Origin of the sequence: Streptomyces anulatus, assembly GCF_000721175.1 — a bacterium.
In the GTDB taxonomy this organism is placed as follows: Bacteria; Actinomycetota; Actinomycetes; order Streptomycetales; family Streptomycetaceae; genus Streptomyces; species Streptomyces anulatus_C.
On sequence record NZ_JOEZ01000029.1, the window covers coordinates 1 to 17,412 of the forward strand.

11 protein-coding genes and 2 pseudogenes are annotated in these 17,412 nt (G+C 68.6%); 8 read left to right on the forward strand and 5 right to left on the reverse strand.

Features of this window, described 5'->3' with window-relative positions:
- The 6 genes and pseudogenes from IG90_RS0128830 to IG90_RS0128860 form a co-directional block, all read left to right on the forward strand.
- Window positions 1–595: fibronectin type III domain-containing protein (locus IG90_RS0128830; protein ID WP_030590715.1), on the forward strand; the 595-nt coding region annotated here is incomplete at its 5' end.
- 81 nt (window positions 596–676) lie between these two features.
- Window positions 677–883 (forward strand): annotated as a pseudogene (locus IG90_RS46175) (beta-1,3-glucanase family protein); the annotation flags it as partial.
- A 179-nt stretch (window positions 884–1,062) separates the two neighbouring features.
- Window positions 1,063–3,303: an N-6 DNA methylase gene (locus IG90_RS0128845; protein ID WP_233436107.1), complete on the forward strand. Its 2,241-nt coding sequence runs from the start codon at window positions 1,063–1,065 to the stop codon at window positions 3,301–3,303.
- An 88-nt stretch (window positions 3,304–3,391) separates the two neighbouring features.
- Window positions 3,392–5,509 carry a type I restriction-modification system subunit M gene (locus tag IG90_RS0128850; RefSeq protein ID WP_030590718.1) on the forward strand — a complete coding sequence of 706 codons (2,118 nt, stop codon included), beginning with the start codon at window positions 3,392–3,394 and terminating at the stop codon, window positions 5,507–5,509.
- Window positions 5,506–6,777 carry a restriction endonuclease subunit S gene (locus IG90_RS42565; protein WP_078585445.1) on the forward strand — a complete coding sequence of 424 codons (1,272 nt, stop codon included), beginning with the start codon at window positions 5,506–5,508 and terminating at the stop codon, window positions 6,775–6,777. Before IG90_RS0128850 ends, IG90_RS42565 begins: the two co-directional genes overlap by 4 nt.
- Window positions 6,774–9,959 (forward strand): type I restriction endonuclease subunit R, encoded by a 3,186-nt coding sequence (locus IG90_RS0128860; RefSeq protein WP_030590724.1) that lies wholly within the window; start codon window positions 6,774–6,776, stop codon window positions 9,957–9,959. The genes IG90_RS42565 and IG90_RS0128860 overlap by 4 nt, the downstream gene beginning before the upstream one ends.
- Window positions 9,960–10,032: 73 nt before the next feature.
- Here the strand turns inward: IG90_RS0128860 and IG90_RS0128865 are convergent, their stop codons facing one another.
- Both IG90_RS0128865 and IG90_RS39845 read right to left on the reverse strand, forming a co-directional pair.
- A complete protein-coding gene (locus IG90_RS0128865; RefSeq protein WP_030590727.1) occupies window positions 10,033–10,290 on the reverse strand; it encodes a DUF397 domain-containing protein in 258 nt (85 codons plus the stop codon).
- Window positions 10,287–11,073, reverse strand: a pseudogene (locus IG90_RS39845) (DUF5753 domain-containing protein). The gene IG90_RS0128865 and the pseudogene IG90_RS39845 overlap by 4 nt, the downstream one beginning before the upstream one ends.
- Window positions 11,074–11,255: 182 nt before the next feature.
- On the opposite strand from IG90_RS39845, the gene IG90_RS0128875 reads away from it, so the two are divergent.
- Window positions 11,256–11,555: an NIPSNAP family protein gene (locus tag IG90_RS0128875; protein ID WP_030590730.1), complete on the forward strand. Its 300-nt coding sequence runs from the start codon at window positions 11,256–11,258 to the stop codon at window positions 11,553–11,555.
- Window positions 11,556–11,568: 13 nt separating this feature from the next.
- Here the strand turns inward: IG90_RS0128875 and IG90_RS0128880 are convergent, their stop codons facing one another.
- The 3 genes from IG90_RS0128880 to IG90_RS0128890 all read right to left on the reverse strand — a co-directional run bounded on the left by IG90_RS0128880 (window position 11,569) and on the right by IG90_RS0128890 (window position 16,692).
- A complete protein-coding gene (locus tag IG90_RS0128880) occupies window positions 11,569–15,129 on the reverse strand; it encodes an nSTAND1 domain-containing NTPase (protein WP_030590733.1) in 3,561 nt (1,186 codons plus the stop codon).
- Between the two features lie 415 nt (window positions 15,130–15,544).
- Window positions 15,545–15,799: a DUF397 domain-containing protein gene (locus IG90_RS0128885; protein WP_209443580.1), complete on the reverse strand. Its 255-nt coding sequence runs from the start codon at window positions 15,797–15,799 to the stop codon at window positions 15,545–15,547.
- Window positions 15,799–16,692: a DUF5753 domain-containing protein gene (locus tag IG90_RS0128890; RefSeq protein ID WP_078841976.1), complete on the reverse strand. Its 894-nt coding sequence runs from the start codon at window positions 16,690–16,692 to the stop codon at window positions 15,799–15,801. Before IG90_RS0128890 ends, IG90_RS0128885 begins: the two co-directional genes overlap by 1 nt.
- A gap of 113 nt (window positions 16,693–16,805) precedes the next feature.
- Between IG90_RS0128890 and IG90_RS0128895 the strand changes: the two genes are divergently transcribed.
- Window positions 16,806–17,300, forward strand: a complete 495-nt coding sequence (locus tag IG90_RS0128895; RefSeq protein ID WP_033894732.1) for a hypothetical protein — start codon at window positions 16,806–16,808, stop codon at window positions 17,298–17,300.
- Window positions 17,301–17,412 lie beyond the last annotated feature (112 nt).

The window sequence follows — 17,412 nt, forward strand, 5'->3', positions numbered from 1 at the left end:
CCGGCTGACCCCGGGCACCGAATACACCTACAGCGTCAGGGCCCGCGACACCGCCGACCAGGTCGGCCCGGCCAGCGACACCGTCACCGTCACCACCACCGGCGAACCGCCGGTCACGGGTGACACCTTCCACCCCCGCACCGGCGGCCGGCTCGCGACCGAGGCGACCGGGACGGGCTCCTCCGACACCATCCCCTCCGGGGGAGGAACCAACAACGACGGCACCCCCAGGAACCCGCTCGTCTACGAGGTGGAGAACGTCCACGGCGACCTGAAGTCCGGCGCGAGCACGGCCTTCACCTTCAAGGTGGACGCCGGCACCTCCGTCGGGTACGCCCAGCAGGCCCGGGTCTCGTACGACCTGACCGGCGACGGCACCTTCGAGCGCGTCGAGACGTTCCGCTACTTCGCCACCGACCCGGTCCCCGGCTGGGAGGACTACACGTCGGCCCGTCAGGGCCTGCACTCCGCCACCGGCACCCTGGGCGACCTGGACGGCGGCACCGTCCGCGTCGAGGTCTGGAACGCCCTGGGCAACGGCCCCTCCACCCTCCAGGTGGGCAGGGGCTCGGTCCTCACCATCCCGTTCGCCTGACGGCGGCTCCGGCCCCGCCGGTGGGCACACGTCCACCGGCCGGGCCGGGACGCCCGGGCGCCCCTCCCCGTGGATCGCGTCGTGAAACGCCCCGACGGCTCCGTCACCACCACTGGACACCTCGAGGCCGACGGCTACGAGGGCTTCTTCGACGCGCTGGAGGAGCGGGGCGAAGGATGGGAAAGCCTGATCCAGAGGCGCCCCGACGGCACCGTCCTGCGCGCGCTCGCCCCCAGGCACGGCACAGAGGCGGGCGCGCCGCTGGAGCACTCGCAGAACGCCTTCACCGACCACGCCTGGCCGGCCATCGTGAAAGCACTGTCAAACACCTTGACCGTGTTTCTGACTGGTGTAGGTTGTGAGCTGTTCAGCCAGCAGCGGTCGCGGCCCACGAGGAGTCGCCGACCTTCACGACGCCGTTCGCCACCACCGGGCCGACGGCGACCGAGAGGCCCAGGACTCCCGCCATGCCCCCCGCCACGCCCCGCGCCCTGCCCCAGCCGTCCGCGCAGGTGACGGCCGCCGAGATCTCCCGCATCGCGGGGGTCACGCGCGCCACCGTCAGTAACTGGCGCCGTCGGCACGACGACTTCCCGGCGCCTGCGGGAGGCAACGACAGCAGCCCGCTGTACGACCTGGTGGAGGTGCGGGCGTGGCTGGCCGCGCGCGGCCATGCGGCGGCCACGAACGCCCTGGAGGAGTTGCGGACCACCTTGCGCGTGCACCCCCGGGGCAGCGTCGCGGTGGCGAAGCTGCTCCCGCTCGTACTCGCCGCGGCCCGCCGCACTCCGGATGAGCTGACCGCGCTGGCCGACCTGCCGGACGCCGGCCTCGTCACCCACGCGGACGGCTCGGCCGCCCAGCTCGCCGACACCGTCCCCGGCCCGGAAGCGGTGCCCTTCTCGCCGGAGGACACGGCGGTGCTGCGGGCGCTCGCCCTGTGCGTACGGGACGAGGGCGGCGAGGCGGCCCTCGGCGTACTGGCGGAGCGGGAGCTGGAGGACACGGCCGCCAGTGGCACGTACGTGACCCCGGGCCCGCTCGCGGACCTCGTGGCACGGCTGGTCCCCGGCCGGCCCGCCTCCGTGCTCGACCCTGCCTGCGGCAGCGGCTCCCTGCTCGCGGCGGCTTCCCGGCGGGGCGCGGGCGAGCTGTACGGCCAGGACAGCGTCCCCGTGCAGGCCGGGCGCAGCGCCGTCGGCCTGATGCTGGCGGCCCCGGACGCGAAGGTCACCGTACGCATCGGCGACAGTCTCCGCGCCGACACCTTCGGGCAGCTCACCGTCGACGCGGTCCTGTGCAACCCGCCCTACGGGGACCGGGACTGGGGTCACGACGAGCTGGCCTACGACCCGCGCTGGGCCTACGGTGTGCCGCCGCGCGCCGAGTCGGAGCTGGCCTGGGTCCAGCACGCGCTCGCGCACCTGGAGCCGGGCGGCCACGCGGTCATGATCCTTCCTCCGGCCACGGCGTCCCGGGCGTCGGGCCGCCGTGTACGCATGGACCTCGTGCGCGGCGGAGCCGTACGAGCCGTCGTGGCCCTGCCCCCCGGCGCGGCGGCCCCCTTCCATGTGGGGCTCCAGATCTGGGTGCTGCAACGCCCCGAACCGGCGGGCCCCGAGCGCAGGTCGGTGCTGTTCGTCGACACGGCGGAGGCTTCGGTGGCGGGTCGCCCCGGCGACGACCGTTCCTCCGGCGTGAGGAGTACGGGCAGACGTGGCGGAGGCCCGAACTCGGGCTCCCCCCGAACCGGCCGCACCATGTTGGACTGGTCCGTGCTGTCGGAGACCGCGCTGACCCGGTGGGAGGCGTTCGCCGAGGCTCCGGACGAGTTCGCCGACGAGCCGGGCACGGCGCGCGCGGTCCCGGTGGTCGACCTGCTCGACGATGTCGTCGACCTCTCCCCCGCCCGTCATGTGCGGGTCTCACGGACCGACGTCGAACCGGCGGAGTTGGCCCGGGAAGCGGACGAGGCCCGGCGCCGCCTCATCGCCCGGACGGATTCTCTGGGCGAGGCGGCACGCTCGGCCGACTGGCGCGCCGCCCCTGGCCCGTCGCCCCGCGAGTGGCGTACGGCCACGGCGGCGGACCTGGCGAGGGGCGGCGCGCTCGCCCTGCTCCGTACCGCGCCGGAGACCCGGGAGTCCGGCCGCCCCTCCGTGTCGGCGCTCCCCGTACTCACGGGCGGTGACATCGCCCGGGGCACGGGACCGACCGGCGACCCGGCGGGCCTGCGTACGGAGCAGGCGCCGGTGGTCGCGTCGGGCGACGTGGTCGTACGGGCGGTCGCCGGGGGTGGCGGGGCCATGGCCCGCGTGGCCGGCGAGGCGGACGCGGGCGCACTGCTCGGCCCGCAGGTCCACCTGTTCCGGCCCGATCCTTCGCGGCTCGACGCCTGGTTCCTCGCCGGTTTCCTCGGCGCGGAGGAGAACATCGCCGCGGCGTCGACCGGCAGCACGACCGTGCACGTCAGCCCGGGCCGGCTGCGCGTACCACTCCTGCCGCTGGAGGAGCAGCGCCGCTACGGCGAGGCGTTCCGCCGCGTGAACGAGCTGCGAGCGGCGGCGCGGCAGGCCGTGGAACTGGCCGAGCGAACGGCGGGGCTGCTGGTGGGCGGGCTGACGGGGGGCGGGCTGATTCCGCCACCGGGGGCGGACGGCCCGTCGCCCGCCGGCACACCCGCACACGCATCCGGCACTTCGGCCTGAATCGGCACCACGAACGTCACGTACCACCCACACTTGTACGCACCCGTCCCGGTGGGGACGGGGGTCCGAAAGGAATCCGGGGAACCCCTTGAACAGCAGCAAGCACACGGAGCTGGCGAACCACGCCTGGTCCGTCGCCGACCTCCTGCGCGGCGACTACAAGCAGTCCGACTACGGAAAGGTCATCCTTCCGTTCACGGTGCTGCGCCGCCTGGAATGCGTTTTGGAGCCTACGCGCGACAAGGTCGCGGAGGAGGCCGCCCGGTGCGAGGAGCAAGATCTCGACCCGGACTACTTCTTGCCCCGGGCCGCGGGCCACTCGTTCTACAACACCAGCAGTCTGACGCTGAAGAAGATCGCCGGTGATCCGAAGAACGCCGCAGCGAACCTCCAGGTGTACGTGGGTGCTTTCTCCCCCAACGCCCGCGAGGTCCTGGAGAAGTACAAGTTCGCCCAGCAGATCTCGACCCTTGATGACGCGAACCTGCTCTACCAGGTCATCGGCAGGTTCACGGACCTGGACCTGCGCCCCGAAGCCGTGTCCAACCACAACATGGGTTACATCTTCGAGGAGCTGATCCGCCGCTTCTCCGAGCAGTCCAACGAGACCGCGGGTGAGCACTTCACCCCGCGCGAAGTCATCCAGCTCATGGTCAACCTGCTGATCGCCCCGGACGGTGACGCGCTCAGCCTGCCCGGCGTCGTCCGCACGGTCCTGGACCCGGCCTGCGGCACGGGCGGCATGCTCAGCGCGGCCGAGGAACACATCAGGGCGTACAACGAGGACGCCACGGTCGAGGTGTACGGCCAGGAGCTCAACCCGGAGTCCTGGGCGATCTGCCGGTCCGACCTGATGATCAAGGGGCAGGACCCGGAGAACATCGCCTACGGCAACTCCTTCTCCGACGACGGCCACAAGCGGGAGAAGTTCGACTACCTCCTGGCCAACCCGCCGTTCGGCGTGGAGTGGAAGAAGGTCAAGGAGGACGTCGAGTTCGAGCACACGAACCTCGGCGACTCCGGCCGCTTCGGAGCGGGCCTCCCCCGCATCAACGACGGCTCGCTGCTCTTCCTCCAGCACATGATCTCGAAGATGAAGCCGGTCGACGTGAAGGGCGGGGGCGGCTCGCGCATCGCGATCGTCTTCAACGGCTCCCCGCTCTTCACGGGCGCGGCCGGCTCGGGCGAGTCGGAGATCCGCCGCTGGATCCTGGAGAACGACTGGCTGGAGGCGATCGTCGCCCTGCCGGACCAGCTCTTCTACAACACCGGCATCTCCACGTACTTCTGGATCCTGACCAACCGGAAGGACGCCCAGCACAAGGGCAAGGTGGTGCTGCTGGACGCGCGCGACCAGTGGGTGAAGATGCGAAAGTCGCTGGGCGACAAGCGCAAGGAGCTGGGTGACGGGACGGGCGGCAAGCCGAACCACATCGGCGACATCACGCGGCTGTACGGGGACGCGGTGGCCGCTGCGGCGGACGCGGAGCACCCGCTGCACGGCAAGGTGAAGGTCTTCGACAACACGGCGTTCGGCTACCAGCGCATCACGGTCGAGCGGCCGTTGAAGCTGCGGTTCGAGCTGACGGGGGAGACGCTGGCGGCGCTCCTGGCATCGAAGCCGGTACAGAAGTGGGCGGAGGAGCGCTTCCTGCCGCGCGAACCGGAGCTGGCGGCGAAGGCGAAGGCCCGCCGGAAGCTCACGGACGAGGAGGAGACGCTTTTCAGGGACCTAGCGGAAACCGAGACCATGCTGCTTGCAGAGGCCCTGCACCCGCTGAAGGGCTCAACCTGGGCAACCAAGTCCGAGGCACAGGTGGCTGTCAGGGACGCGATCGTGGAAGCCGGCGTCCAGGGCCCGACGGGCGCGACGTTCACGAAGGCGCTGCGGGACGCAGTGGGGGTCCGGGACCCGGAGGGCGAGGTGCAGCTACTTAAGGGCGGCCAGTCTGAGCCGGACAGTGAGCTGCGGGACTACGAGAACGTGCCACTGGGCGAGGACATCGAGGAGTACCTGAAGCGCGAGGTGCACCCGCATGTGCCGGATGCCTGGATCGACCACACGAAGACGAAGGTGGGGTACGAGATTTCGTTCACGCGGCACTTCTATGTGTACAAGCCGCCGCGGCCGTTGGCGGAGATCGACGTGGAACTGAAGGCGCTCGAGGCAGAGATTCGGATGCTGCTCGCCGAGGTGACCGAATGAGCTGGCCCGTACTGCCCTTGAAGCGCTTGGTAGACCCTGCCAGGTCGATTACCTATGGAATTGTCCAAGCGGGCCCGGACACACCTGGCGGCATCCCATATATCCGACCGGTGGATATGAGCGCCAGCGCAGGCGTCCCTGACCCCATGACACTCTTGCGGACCACCCCTCAGATCGCAGATTCGTACAATCGCTCCGCAGTCAAGCCTGGCGATCTGGTGGTATCAATCGGCCCATCATATGGGAAATTGATGATCGTGCCACGAGAGCTTGCGGGGGCGAATCTCACTCAGGGTACGGCACGAGTGGCTGCCTCCGAAACGACCAGTTCACGTTTTCTACACTGGGCTCTACAAACAGCTATGGCCCGCCAGTTCTGGGACGCCAGCGCCGGAGGGGCAACTTTCCGAGCCCTCAATCTTGAGCCTTTGGGCCGCACGCCCGTGCCACTCCCTCCACTCGACGAGCAGCGCCGCATCGCCGATTTCCTCGATATGGAGACCGCCCGCATCGACCAACTCATCAACTTGCAGCAGAATGCAAGAAGCCTCATCGATGAACGTGATCATTCGCTGCGCGACGGATTGATGGATCACCTCGCCATTTCGGTAGGCGAAATTCCGCTACGTCGATTCATCATGAAGGTCGAGCAAGGCGCGAGCCCCCAATGTGACACGTTCCCGCGCGAAGAGGGATCCGATTGGGGTGTCTTGAAATTGAGCGCGATCAAGCGCGGGCACTTCAACCCCTCGGAAAATAAGCGCTTGCCCAGTGAGGTAGAACCGAACAGGTCACATGAGGTGCAACGCGGCGACCTTCTCGTGTCACGCGCCAACACCCCTGCCTTGGTTGGCGACGCAGCAGTGGTGGGCAGTGACCACAAAAAACTGCTGCTTCCCGACTTGATCTATCGCGTAGTCCTCTCTCCAGGAATGGATGCGAAATATGTCGCTCAGGTAGCACTCAGCGGGCGCGTGCGCACACTGATTGAGTCGGTCGCGAGGGGATCGTCACAATCAATGGTGAAACTACGCGGCGAAGACATCAAGAACTGGCCCATTCCAGCTGCTTCAAGTTCCCAGCAGGCGGAGGTAGTGGAGGAGATCGAACGCGAAACTAGAGTAACCGACCGACTCCGCAGCGCTGCTTCCTCTCTAATTCGGCTACTCGCCGAGCGCCGCCAGGCCCTCATCACCGCCGCCGTAACCGGCCAGTTCGACGTTTCCACCGCCAGTGGACGCAACGTAACGGAAGGAGTGAGCGCGTGAGTCCCATCCACGACGAGTCCGCCTTCGGCGACGCCATCGTCTCCGCCATGACCGAGCGCGGCTGGCGGGAGGCGCGGCCCGAGGACTACCAGGCCGACCTCGGCCTGGACACCAACGAGCTGTTCACGTTCCTCGGCGAGAGCCAGCCCCGCGAGTGGGACGAGCTCCTCGCCGTCTACGGCAACGACCCCAACGCCGCCCAGCGCGGCTTCGCCCAGCGCCTGGACAAGGCCATCAGCGATGACGGTTTACTGAACGTCCTTCGCAACGGCGTCAAGGACCGGGGCGTCCGCCTCCGCGTGGCCTACTTCAAGCCGAATCTCGTCGCTGACGACTCCGTCCTCGACGGCTACCGGGCCAACCGCCTCACCGTCGTGCGCGAGCTCGTCTACGCCACCAAGCAGGCCGACTGGGGCAACAAGCTCGACCTGACCCTGTTCCTCAACGGCATCCCCGTCGCCACCGCCGAGCTGAAGAACCCGCTCACCCGGCAGGGTGTCGAGCAGGCCAAGGAGCAGTACCGCACTGACCGCGATCCCACCGAGCTGATCTTCACCCGCCGGGTCATCGCCAACTTCGCGGTCGACCCCGACCTGGTCTTCGTCGCCACCCAGCTCCGGGGCAAGAACACCCGCTTCCTGCCCTTCAACACCGGCTCCAACGGCGCCGGCCTGCCCGGTGGCGCCGGAAACCCGGCCCCGACCGCGTACGGCACCTACGCCACCTCCTACCTGTGGGAGCAGGTCTGGGCGCGGGACAACTGGCTGGACCTCCTACAGCGTTACGTGCACCAGCAGAAGGCCAAGACGCCCGGCGGCGGCACCACCAAGTCGACGATCTTCCCGCGCTTCCATCAGTGGGACGTGGTCAAGAAGCTCACCGCCCACGCCGCGACCTTCGGCGTGGGTCAGAACTACCTCGTCATGGCCTCGGCCGGTTCCGGGAAGTCGAACACCATCGGCTGGCTCGCCCACCGCCTGAGCGACCTCCACGCCGACACCGATCCCCGCACGCTCGACGCCGAGACCCTGTCGGCCGGACGGATCAAGCCAGGTGCCCCGGTCTTCGACAAGGTCATCGTCATCACGGACCGCCGCAACCTCGACGCCCAGCTCCGGCAGACGGTCGGCAGCTTCTCGCAGACCGAGGGCCTGGTCGTGAAGGTGGACGAGAAGCACGGCTCGAAGAGCGAGCAGCTCGCCCGCGCACTGTCCCGGGACACCGGCAAGATCGTCACGGTCACCCTGCACTCGTTCCCGGCGCTGCTCGACTACATCCAGCGCAACCCGACCGAGATCAAGGGGACCAGCTTCGCCATCATCGTGGACGAGGCGCACTCCTCCCAGTCCGGTGACGCCGCGACCGCCGTACGCGCGGCCCTGCGTGACCTCGGTCTGGACTCCGACTCGGAGGACCAGGGCGCGACGGCCGTCACGCTCGACGAAAAGCTGAAGAAGAAGGCCGCGGAGCGCTCGAAGGCCGCGAACCTCTCCTACTTCGCGTTCACCGCCACCCCGAAGGCGAAGACGCTCGAACTCTTCGGCACGGAAGACACGGTGGACGGTAAGGCGGCCTACCGCCCCTTCCACACGTACTCCATGCGCCAGGCCATCGAGGAAGGCTTCATCCTCGATCCCCTGCGGAACTACGTCACGTACAACACGTACTGGAAGCTGGTGAACCAGAATCCGGACGAGCGTGAGGTGGACCCCTCGAAGGCCAACAGCCTGCTCGCCCGGTACGCGCTCACCCACGAGTACACCGTCTCCCAGCACGCCCAGGTGATCGTCGAGCACTTCCTCGCGCACTCCCGCGGCCGGCTCGGCGGGCGGGCGAAGTCCATGGTGGTCACGCCTACCCGGCAGTCCGCCGCGCAGATGGCGCGGGCGATCAAGAGCTACATCAAGGACCGGGAGTACGACACCAAGTACCCGGACCTGGGCGTCCTCGTGGCCTTCTCCGGCTCGCTCAAGATCGGAGACGACGAGGAGGAGACCACCGAGTCCAAGGAGAACGGCGGCATCGCGGAGAGCGCGCTTCCGAAGGCGTTCGCCTACACGCGGGCCGACGACAAGACGGTCGGCGCGGGCGGCCGGGGCCAGCAGGAGTACAAGATCCTGGTGGTCGCGGAGAAGTACCAGACCGGCTTCGACCAGCCGCTGTTGACGACCATGTACGTCAACAAGACGCTGACCGGTATCTCCGCCGTCCAGACCCTCTCCCGTCTCAACCGCACCGCGGACCGCAAGACACAGGCCGACCTGGCTGTGCTGGACTTCACGAACGACGCCGAGGACATCCGCGACGCGTTCCGCCCGTACTTCGAGGAGGCCAACACCCTCCCGTCCGACCCCAACCTGCTCTACACCGCGCAGAGCCGGGTCATGTCGGCGCCGATCATCTCGGAGTCGGAGATGGACGAGTTCGCCGCGGCGTACTTCGCGGCGAAGGAGAAGGCGGCCGGCTCACAGGCGAAGTGGGAGAAGCTGCACGCGGAGCTGTACCGGCTCCTCTCCCCCGCCGTCGCCCGCTTCACCCCGCTCCTCGAGAGCGAGGAGGACGACGACGTGGAGACGGCGGAGGACTTCCGCGCGGACCTCAACGACTACGTCCGCAAGTACGGCTTCCTCGCCCAGATCGTCCCCTACCGTGACGCCGAACTGGAACGCCTCCACCTCTACGGCCGCTACCTCCTCAACCGGCTCCCCCGCCGGGCGGACGGTGGCGTGGACATAGGGGAGATCGACCTCAGCCACCTGCGGGTCGAGAAGACGGGCGAGTACGACGTCTCCCTCAGCCCCGAAGGCTCGACCGAGCTCCCGGGCTTCGGTGACGGGTCTGGCGGCGCGGCGGAGGCGGAGAAGTCGCTCCTGTCGGAGCTCATCGACGCGTTCAACGCCAAGTTCGGCACGGACTTCACCGAAGACGACGTCCGCAAGCCGTTCAACAAGACGACCGACGACCCTAAGGTCCGGGCTGCGGCCGTCGTCAACGACGAAGCCAACTTCGGCAAGGTCTTCGACCGCGCCTTCGCCGACAACATGGCCGACCACATCGAGGCGACCGCCGGCATAGGGCGCCAGTACTTCGGCCCCGACAAGAGCTTCCGGTCCAACCTGGACCGCAGCGCACGCCGGGCCGCGTGGCGGATGATCCGCCGCGACGAGGGCGTGGACGAGTAGTCCCCGCACACGCGTGAGGGTCCCGCCGCAACGCCGGTTCGACGTTGCGGCGGGACCCTCACGCGTACGTTGCTCAGTCGGCGACGAGCCCGACGAACCCGGCCCACGCATCCGGTCCGACGGTCAGCACGGGGCCGCTGACCTGCTTCGAGTCCCGGATGTGCACGTGGGTGGCTGCGGCGGCGAACTCGACGCACTCGCCGCCTTCAGCCCCGCTGTAGCTACTCTTACGCCAGGCAACCTCGACGCACTCGCCGCCATCGCCGGTGCTGTAACTGCTCTTGAACCACTCCAACTCTGGCGCAGTCGGTTCAGCGCATCGAACGGTCATTTCTCTCCCATAAGCTTCTGAACAAACTCCGAAGACTCACGCGGTGTGAGCGCCTGCGATCGGATGATGCCATAGCGGGCTTCAAGCTGGCGGACCTTCGCTTGGCCTGTGTAGAGCCTGCTGTCACCTTGCGCTTCGGCGTAAGCAATGCGCTGCCCTTGCGCCGTGTCAATGAGTGTGAACGGCCCGCCCAGCGCCCCGTGGTCCTCCCTGTCGGTCGGCATCACCTGGACCTCCACATTACGCCTCTGACCGATGAGCAGTAGCTGTTCCAACTGGCCAAACAAAACCGCCCGACCGCCGATGGGGCGCCGAAGAACCTCCTCATCGACGATGAAACTCAGCAATGGAGCCGGGTGCCTTTCGTAGATTTCCTGCCGCGCCAACCGACCGGACAGCCCACGCTCGATCGCGTCATCATCCAGCAAGGGACGCCGCATCTGGAAGACAGCACGCGCATACTCGGCCGTCTGCAGCAGACCGGGGATCGCGTAGACGCCGTACACCGACAGCGCTACCGCACCCGCCTCCAACCGCGCGGCGTCCCGGAAGAACGCCGGGTACTGCGACCGCGCCAGCTCCTCCTTCAACGCCACCAGCAGCCCACCGGCCTCCAGCACCCGGTCCGCCTTGTCCACGAACCCCGGCTGCGGAATCCTCCTTCAACTGCCGTCCGAAGGCGACCGCCACCCCGTTCTCCGACCTGCCCTCCGGCTGTGTCCCCGACGAGGGCTCCACACCCTCCCCCGTACCCACGCCCGCACTCGTCTCGTCCCGCGCCATCCGCCACCCCACTCGGGCACCGTAATGACCCACTCATTCGCCCGCGCAGCGTTCGCATCAGGTTCCCTCCAAAGGGTGCGCTCCACCGAGTCACGCTTCCGCTGCCCTCACCTCCCGTGAAGCCTCATAGGGCATACGCTCCTCGTGGCACACAGAGTCGACCCCCGAGAAGGGCTCCCCTCATGACCAGGACCACCCAGCTCCGCACCTATACCGTCCGCGACGGCCTGCTGGACGAGTGGGTGGCAAGGTGGAAGACCGACATCGTGCCGCTGCGGCGGGAGTTGGGGTTCACGATCGGTGGGGCCTGGGTCGACCGGGAACGCAACCAGTTCGTGTGGCTGGTCTCGTACGACGGCCCGGAGACGTTCGCGGAGCGCAACGCGATGTACTGGGCCTCGCCCGCCCGCAAGGCGATGGGCCTCGATCCGGACGACTACCTCCTCAGCACCGACGACCGGACGGTGGAGGACTGTTACTGAGTCGGCGGGCCGGCTACGCCCCCGCCACGGGCAGCAGGTGCCGTCGCCGTTCGTCCTCGTCGAGAGTCCGGAAGACGCGCCCTCGGGCGTGGGCTTCGAGCTGGTCGTAGTCGGGGGCGGCGTGCCAGATGCGGGCGGTTCCGTCGAAGGATGCGGTGAGCAGCCGGGTGCTGTCGCGGGACCACGCGACCGACGACACCTTGTCCTGGTGGACGCCGACGACAGCGACCTCCTCGAAGGTGTCGGCGCGCCAGACACGTACTGTCCTGTCGTCCGAGCCGCTGGCGATGAAGCAGCCGTCGGGAGACCAGGCCACGCAACGGACCCGTCCCTCGTGGCCCTTGAGCACATCGAGACGGCGGCCCGTGCTGGTCTCCCACACCGCCACCGTCCAGTCGCCAGAGGCGGTGGCGATCCGCTGTTCGTCCGGGGACCAGGCCACGTCGTCGACGTAATTGTCGTGGCCTCGCAGGACGGTGAGCTGCCGGCTCTCCGCGACGTCCCAGAGGCGGCAGGTACGGTCGTCCGATGCGCTGGCGAGGAATTGCCCGCCGGGCGACCAGGCGACGCGCCCCACCCAGTCCTGGTGGCCGGTGAGGGCGGCGAGCTCGGTTCCGGTCTCCGCCTCCCGTACACGTACGGTGCCGTCGTGTCCGCCGGAGGCGATACGGCGGCCGTCCGGTGACCAAGCGCAGGATTCGACGACCTCCCCCCGCTGCTCGACCAACACCGTGCCGGTGTCGTCCAGGATGCGGAAGAGACCGTCGTTCGTACTGAGCGCGAGCCTGCCGTCCTGGGCAATCGGGGACCACGCCACGCTCCAGACCCGGTCGTCGAGCCTCAGCGGTTCCCCTGCGGGGGTGCCGTCGCGGGAGGACCAGCGGCATACGGTCGCGTCGTCGCAGGCGGTGGCGATCCGTAGTTCGTCTGCGGACCAGGATGCCTGGTTCACCGGGCCGCGGTGACCGTCGGCCGCGACGACCTCCGCTCCTCGGGGCCGTAGGTCCCACACGATCGCCGAACCGTCCGTCGAGCTCGTGGCGAGCTGAGCGCCGGAGGGCGACCAGGTCACGCCCCAGACCGTGTCGCTGTGGCCCCGCAGCACGACCAGCACTTTCGCGTCATGGGCGCTGACAATGCGCACGGTGTGGTCCGAGGACGCGGAGGCCAGGGCGCGGCTGTCCGGGGACCAGGCCAGGTTCCACACGTAGTCGGTGTGGCCGCGCAGCAGCAGCTGCTGTGCACCGGTCCCGGCGTCCCAGATGCGGGCCGTGTGGTCGCCCGACCCTGTGGCGATCGAGAGGCCGTCCGGTGACCAGGCGACTCCTTCGACGAAGTCCGTATGACCTTCCAGGACCACGGCGGCGGTGCCTGCGGCGAGGTCCCACACGCGGGCCGTCTGGTCGTGCGATGCGGAGGCGAGTCGGGTGCTGTCCGGCGACCAGGTGACGCCCCAGACATCGTTCCTGTGCCCCTCCAGGTCCTGTACGAGGGCCCCTGTCCCGGCCTCCCATACGCGTACCACACAGTCCTTCGAACTGGCCGCGACATACCGTCCGTCGGGCGACCAGGCCACCTGTCTCACGATGTCCGTAGGACCTGTCAGCAACCGGACCGGCTCGCCCGAGACGGCGTCCCAGATGCGTACGACACGTTCTCGCCCAGCGGTCGCGACGTATGCGGAATCCGGCGACCATGCGACCGACTCGACCATCGCTCCGTCGGACGGCAGGACGAGCAGCGACTGCCCGGACCGGGCGTCCAGCACGCGGGCGCTGCCGTCGCGTGACGCGGTGGCCAGTCGCCGGCCGTCCGGGGACCAGGCGATGTGGCGGACGGTGTCCGTGTGCGCGTCCACTCGTGTACGCATATGGCTCGCCGCGAGCGCAGCCATGAGGCCGCGGCGGGCCGAAGGAGTGGGCGTGCATTCACCGAGGGCTGCCAGGGACAGGAGTACGGCCCGCTCAGGATGCGATTCCGCGCTGCCGATCGCGTACTGGCCGATGCTGTCCGACACACGGCGGAGGAAGGCCAGATCGCGTAGCTGCGAGGACTGCACGAGCACGCGGACCGGCTCCGGGGCGATGCCGGATTCCTCCAGCGCGGTGAGCCTGCGCTGGGCCAGGGTGAGCCGCTCCCCGGTGAGAAGGTAGTCGTCGCTGCGGCCGGAACGTTCCCAGTCCTCGGCCCACCGCTCCAGCTCGGCGCGCTCACGCAGTTGTTCCACGCGGGACTCGACCTCCTGGCGCAGCGGAGCCCACTGGCGGAACAGCGCCTCGTGCGTCACCTGCGCGTATGGCTCCTCCTGGCCGGTGACTCCGCCGCCGGCCACGTCTGACACCAGCAGACGTGCATCGACGAAGGCGTCGACGACGCGCCGTTCCCGCTCGGTGAGCGCGGACAGAGGGACACGCTTCCGGGCCACTCCCTGCCCCTGGACCGTGACGAACATGAGGAGGACCCGCAGGACGAATGCGATCCCGTCGGCCTGGTCGAGTTCGGCCACCGTGTGGTCCGCCTGCCGAGCGAGGGCGCCCGCCACGCCGCCGAGGTCGCGGTACAGCTCTTCGGTGACCATCCCGCCGGGGCCGGAGGCGAAGTAGAGCTCCTGGAGGAGGTAGGCGAGCAGCGGCAGGGCGTCATCCGTGCCGGCGTCGTCGACGATCGTGTCGACGACCCCCGGTGCGAAGGAGAGGTCCACCAGGGCGGCGGGGCGTTCAACGACCTGCGCGAACTGAGTCCTTCCGAGTGCGCCGACGGTAACGGGGTGCTGGCAGAGCTCAGCGTTTCCCGTGGCCAGGATCCGGCCGAGGAAGTCCACCCGGAGGGTGGCCAGCACGCGGACACTCGCCTCCTGCTCCACGCAGAGGCGAAGTGCGTCGAGGAACTGGGCACGCTCCCGATCACCGGCGAGGGTGATGACCTCTTCGAGCTGGTCCACCACCAGCAGCACGCGCCGGAACCGGCCGCCGCGCAGGCGGGTCAGTTCGGCCCCCAGTGCGGCAGGGCCCTGCCGCAGACGGCGCAGGACCGCGCTCGCGGATTCTTGCTCTCCACCTGCGGACGCGATGGCCGCGGCCATCGCACCCAACGGATTCGTCCCCGGGGAGAACGCGGGCACCAGCGTCCATCGGCGATCCCGTAACCGGGGCATCACGCCGGCTCTGACCAATGAGGACTTTCCGCTTCCGGATGCGCCGACAAGCACCAGGAACCGGTCGGTCGGCCTGTCCGGCGAAGTGTGCAGCCTGCGCGTCAACTCGGTGGCCAGGACATCCCGGCCGAAGTACACGGCCGCCTCGTCCTCCGCGAAGGCATCCAGCCCGGGGTAGGGAACTCGGTCACGCGGCCAGTCGACCCGCGGCGGCGCCGGATTCTCCAGCCGGTACACAACAACCTGGCCCACCACCATCGCGACGACCAGCAAACCGATGGCGGGGACGGATGCCTGCTGGATGGCCTTCAACAGCCACGGAGCTTCGTCGACGCCAGTGGCGTAATTCGTGACGATACCGAGCAGACTCGCGACCAGTACCAGCATCACCTGAAGCGCGAGCTGCAGGCGCTGCCTCATGACGCACCGACGGTTGGTCCGTCATCGCTCCGCAGCACTGTGTGCCCCCCATTCCATGTCGTCCCAGCCATCTTGAGACCCGTAGTAGTCGATCTCAACAATGCGCGACAGAACAAGCCACCCGCGCAGCCATGGCTCCCTGGTCCCGCGCACTCAAGCCGCCGCCGGTCCCCCGCGCCTACGAGCCGGACACACACAGCGACCCCAAGGTGTCCGGCGGCGGTCGGCTTCGGCGACGAGACCGACATCGGCCCCGACAAGAGCTTCCGGTCCAACCTGGACCGCAGCGCACGCGGGGCCGCGTGGCGGATGATCCGCCGCGAGGAGGACGTGGACGAGTAGTCCCCGCACACGTGGGAGGGTCCCGCCGCAACGCCGGTTCGACGTTGCGGCGGGACCCTCCCACGTACGTTCCTCAGTCGGCGACGAGCCCGACGAACCCGGCCCACGCATCCGGCCCGACGGTCAGCACGGGGCCGCTGACCTGCTTCGAGTCCCGGATGTGCACGTGGGTGGCAGCGGCAGCGAACTCGACGCATTGACCGCCTTCAGCCCCACTGTGGCTGCTCTTGCGCCAGGCGACCTCGACGCACTCGCCGCCCTCGCCGCTGCTGTAGCTGCTCTTGAACCAATCCGATTCGGGCAGGCTCGGCGCATTCTTCCGGCTCATCATCCTTCTCCCAGGAGTCCCTTGACGACGTCCAGCGATTCACGCGGTGTCAGAGCCTGAGCTCGGATGATCCCGTACTGCTCCTCGACATCCCGTACCACCGCCCAATCGGTGTGCAGACGGCTGTCTCGCTGAACCTCAACGTAAGCCATCCTCCGCCCGTCGTGTTTCTCGATCAAGGTGAACGGCCCGGCGAGACCGCAGTGCTCCATCCGGTCAGTTGGCATCAACTGCACCTCTACGTTGCGGCGATGCCCGTGAAGGATGATCTGTTCCAGTTGCCCCCGCAGTACGGAGTGTCCTCCGACAGGCCGCTGCAGCACCGATTCCTCGATGACGAAGCTCAGAGTGGGCATAGGCTTCCGAGCGAAAATTGCCTGGCGTGCCATGCGTGCCGAGACACGCTGCTCAATCGTCTCCTCGTCAAGGAGCGGGCGCCTCATCGCGAACACAGCACGTGAGTACTCCTCCGTCTGTAGCAGGCCTGGCACGGCCAGCGTGGCGTACACGTGGAGGGTGACGGCCTCAGCTTCCAGCCGCGCCATGTCCCGGAAGAACGCCGGATACTGCGACCGCGCCAGCTCCTCCTTCAACGCCACCAGCAGCCCACCGGCCTCCAGCACCCGGTCCGCCTTGTCCACGAACCCCGGCTGCGGAATCCTCACCAACCAGCGAAAGGCGGCGCTTCGAGGCGCCGCCGCGCCGACGAGACCCGTCCGGAAGGCAGCGCCCGCCTCGGCTCGTCCCACTCGGGCAGCGTACGAACACGCTCCCCCACCTGCACGGCGTTCGCAGTCGGTTACCTCCAACGAGTGGTCGTCGGGCCGCGCCCCCGCGTGCTGCCGGTCGCCGCTCCGACGCAAGCCATCCGGCCAAAATATTGACAGGCCCATGACATTTGACTCTCTCTGTGGGACCTTCCACGACAAGCCCGGTTCCGCCTCTCGCCGCGTACGCGGGCGGGCTTCGGCCACACCCCCACACGAACGCGGCAAGAAGGAGTGACATGAGACTCGCACCGAAACTCTCGTGCGTCACCGCCCTGGTCGTCGCGGCCGTCGCCGGTGTCTCCACCGCGGCAGGCGCGGCGGGCCCTGCTGCCTCCCAGCAGGTCGACGGCTCCATCACGGCCGCGGGCAGCACCTGTACCTGGGCCGACGCAACCGCCAGCGCGAACCCGCCCGCCACCCTGACCATCGACCGCTCCACCGTCAACAGTGGCGTGAGCTGTAGCGGCGGCGCGACCGCCACTCTCAACAGCAACCCGACGCTCACCTTCGACGACACGGCCGGCACCGCGATGTCCGACCTCATCGACATCACGGTGAAGCAGAGCTTCGTCTCCTGCTCCTACAAGGCCACGAACGTCGGGTGGACCCGGGACGGCTCCACCCGCGCCTACACGAACCAGGCGTTCACCGCCTCGAAGAGCTCAGGCAGCTTCCTCTGCCCGTCCTCGATCTCCGCCGAGCCCGGTTCCGCGTCCCTGAACTTCCACTGACCCCCACCGCGACCCCGCATCCCCACCTCGCGCCGCCGCCGGCAGAACCGCTCCGACGGCGGCGTCCGTGTGTTCGCGTCAGTTCGGTGGGCGACGGCGACGGGCCCCGAAC

What these genes read in the sequence shown, in the direction of transcription:
- IG90_RS0128845 (WP_233436107.1), top strand. Translation starts at nt 1,063, where the DNA reads ATGCCCCCCGCCACGCCCCGCGCCCTGCCCCAGCCGTCCGCGCAGGTG.
- IG90_RS42565 (WP_078585445.1), top strand. Translation starts at nt 5,506, where the DNA reads ATGAGCTGGCCCGTACTGCCCTTGAAGCGCTTGGTAGACCCTGCCAGG.
- IG90_RS0128865 (WP_030590727.1), bottom strand. Translation starts at nt 10,290, where the DNA reads ATGACCGTTCGATGCGCTGAACCGACTGCGCCAGAGTTGGAGTGGTTC.
- IG90_RS0128875 (WP_030590730.1), top strand. Translation starts at nt 11,256, where the DNA reads ATGACCAGGACCACCCAGCTCCGCACCTATACCGTCCGCGACGGCCTG.
- IG90_RS0128880 (WP_030590733.1), bottom strand. Translation starts at nt 15,129, where the DNA reads ATGAGGCAGCGCCTGCAGCTCGCGCTTCAGGTGATGCTGGTACTGGTC.
- IG90_RS0128885 (WP_209443580.1), bottom strand. Translation starts at nt 15,799, where the DNA reads ATGAGCCGGAAGAATGCGCCGAGCCTGCCCGAATCGGATTGGTTCAAG.
- IG90_RS0128890 (WP_078841976.1), bottom strand. Translation starts at nt 16,692, where the DNA reads ATGGGCCTGTCAATATTTTGGCCGGATGGCTTGCGTCGGAGCGGCGAC.
- IG90_RS0128895 (WP_033894732.1), top strand. Translation starts at nt 16,806, where the DNA reads ATGAGACTCGCACCGAAACTCTCGTGCGTCACCGCCCTGGTCGTCGCG.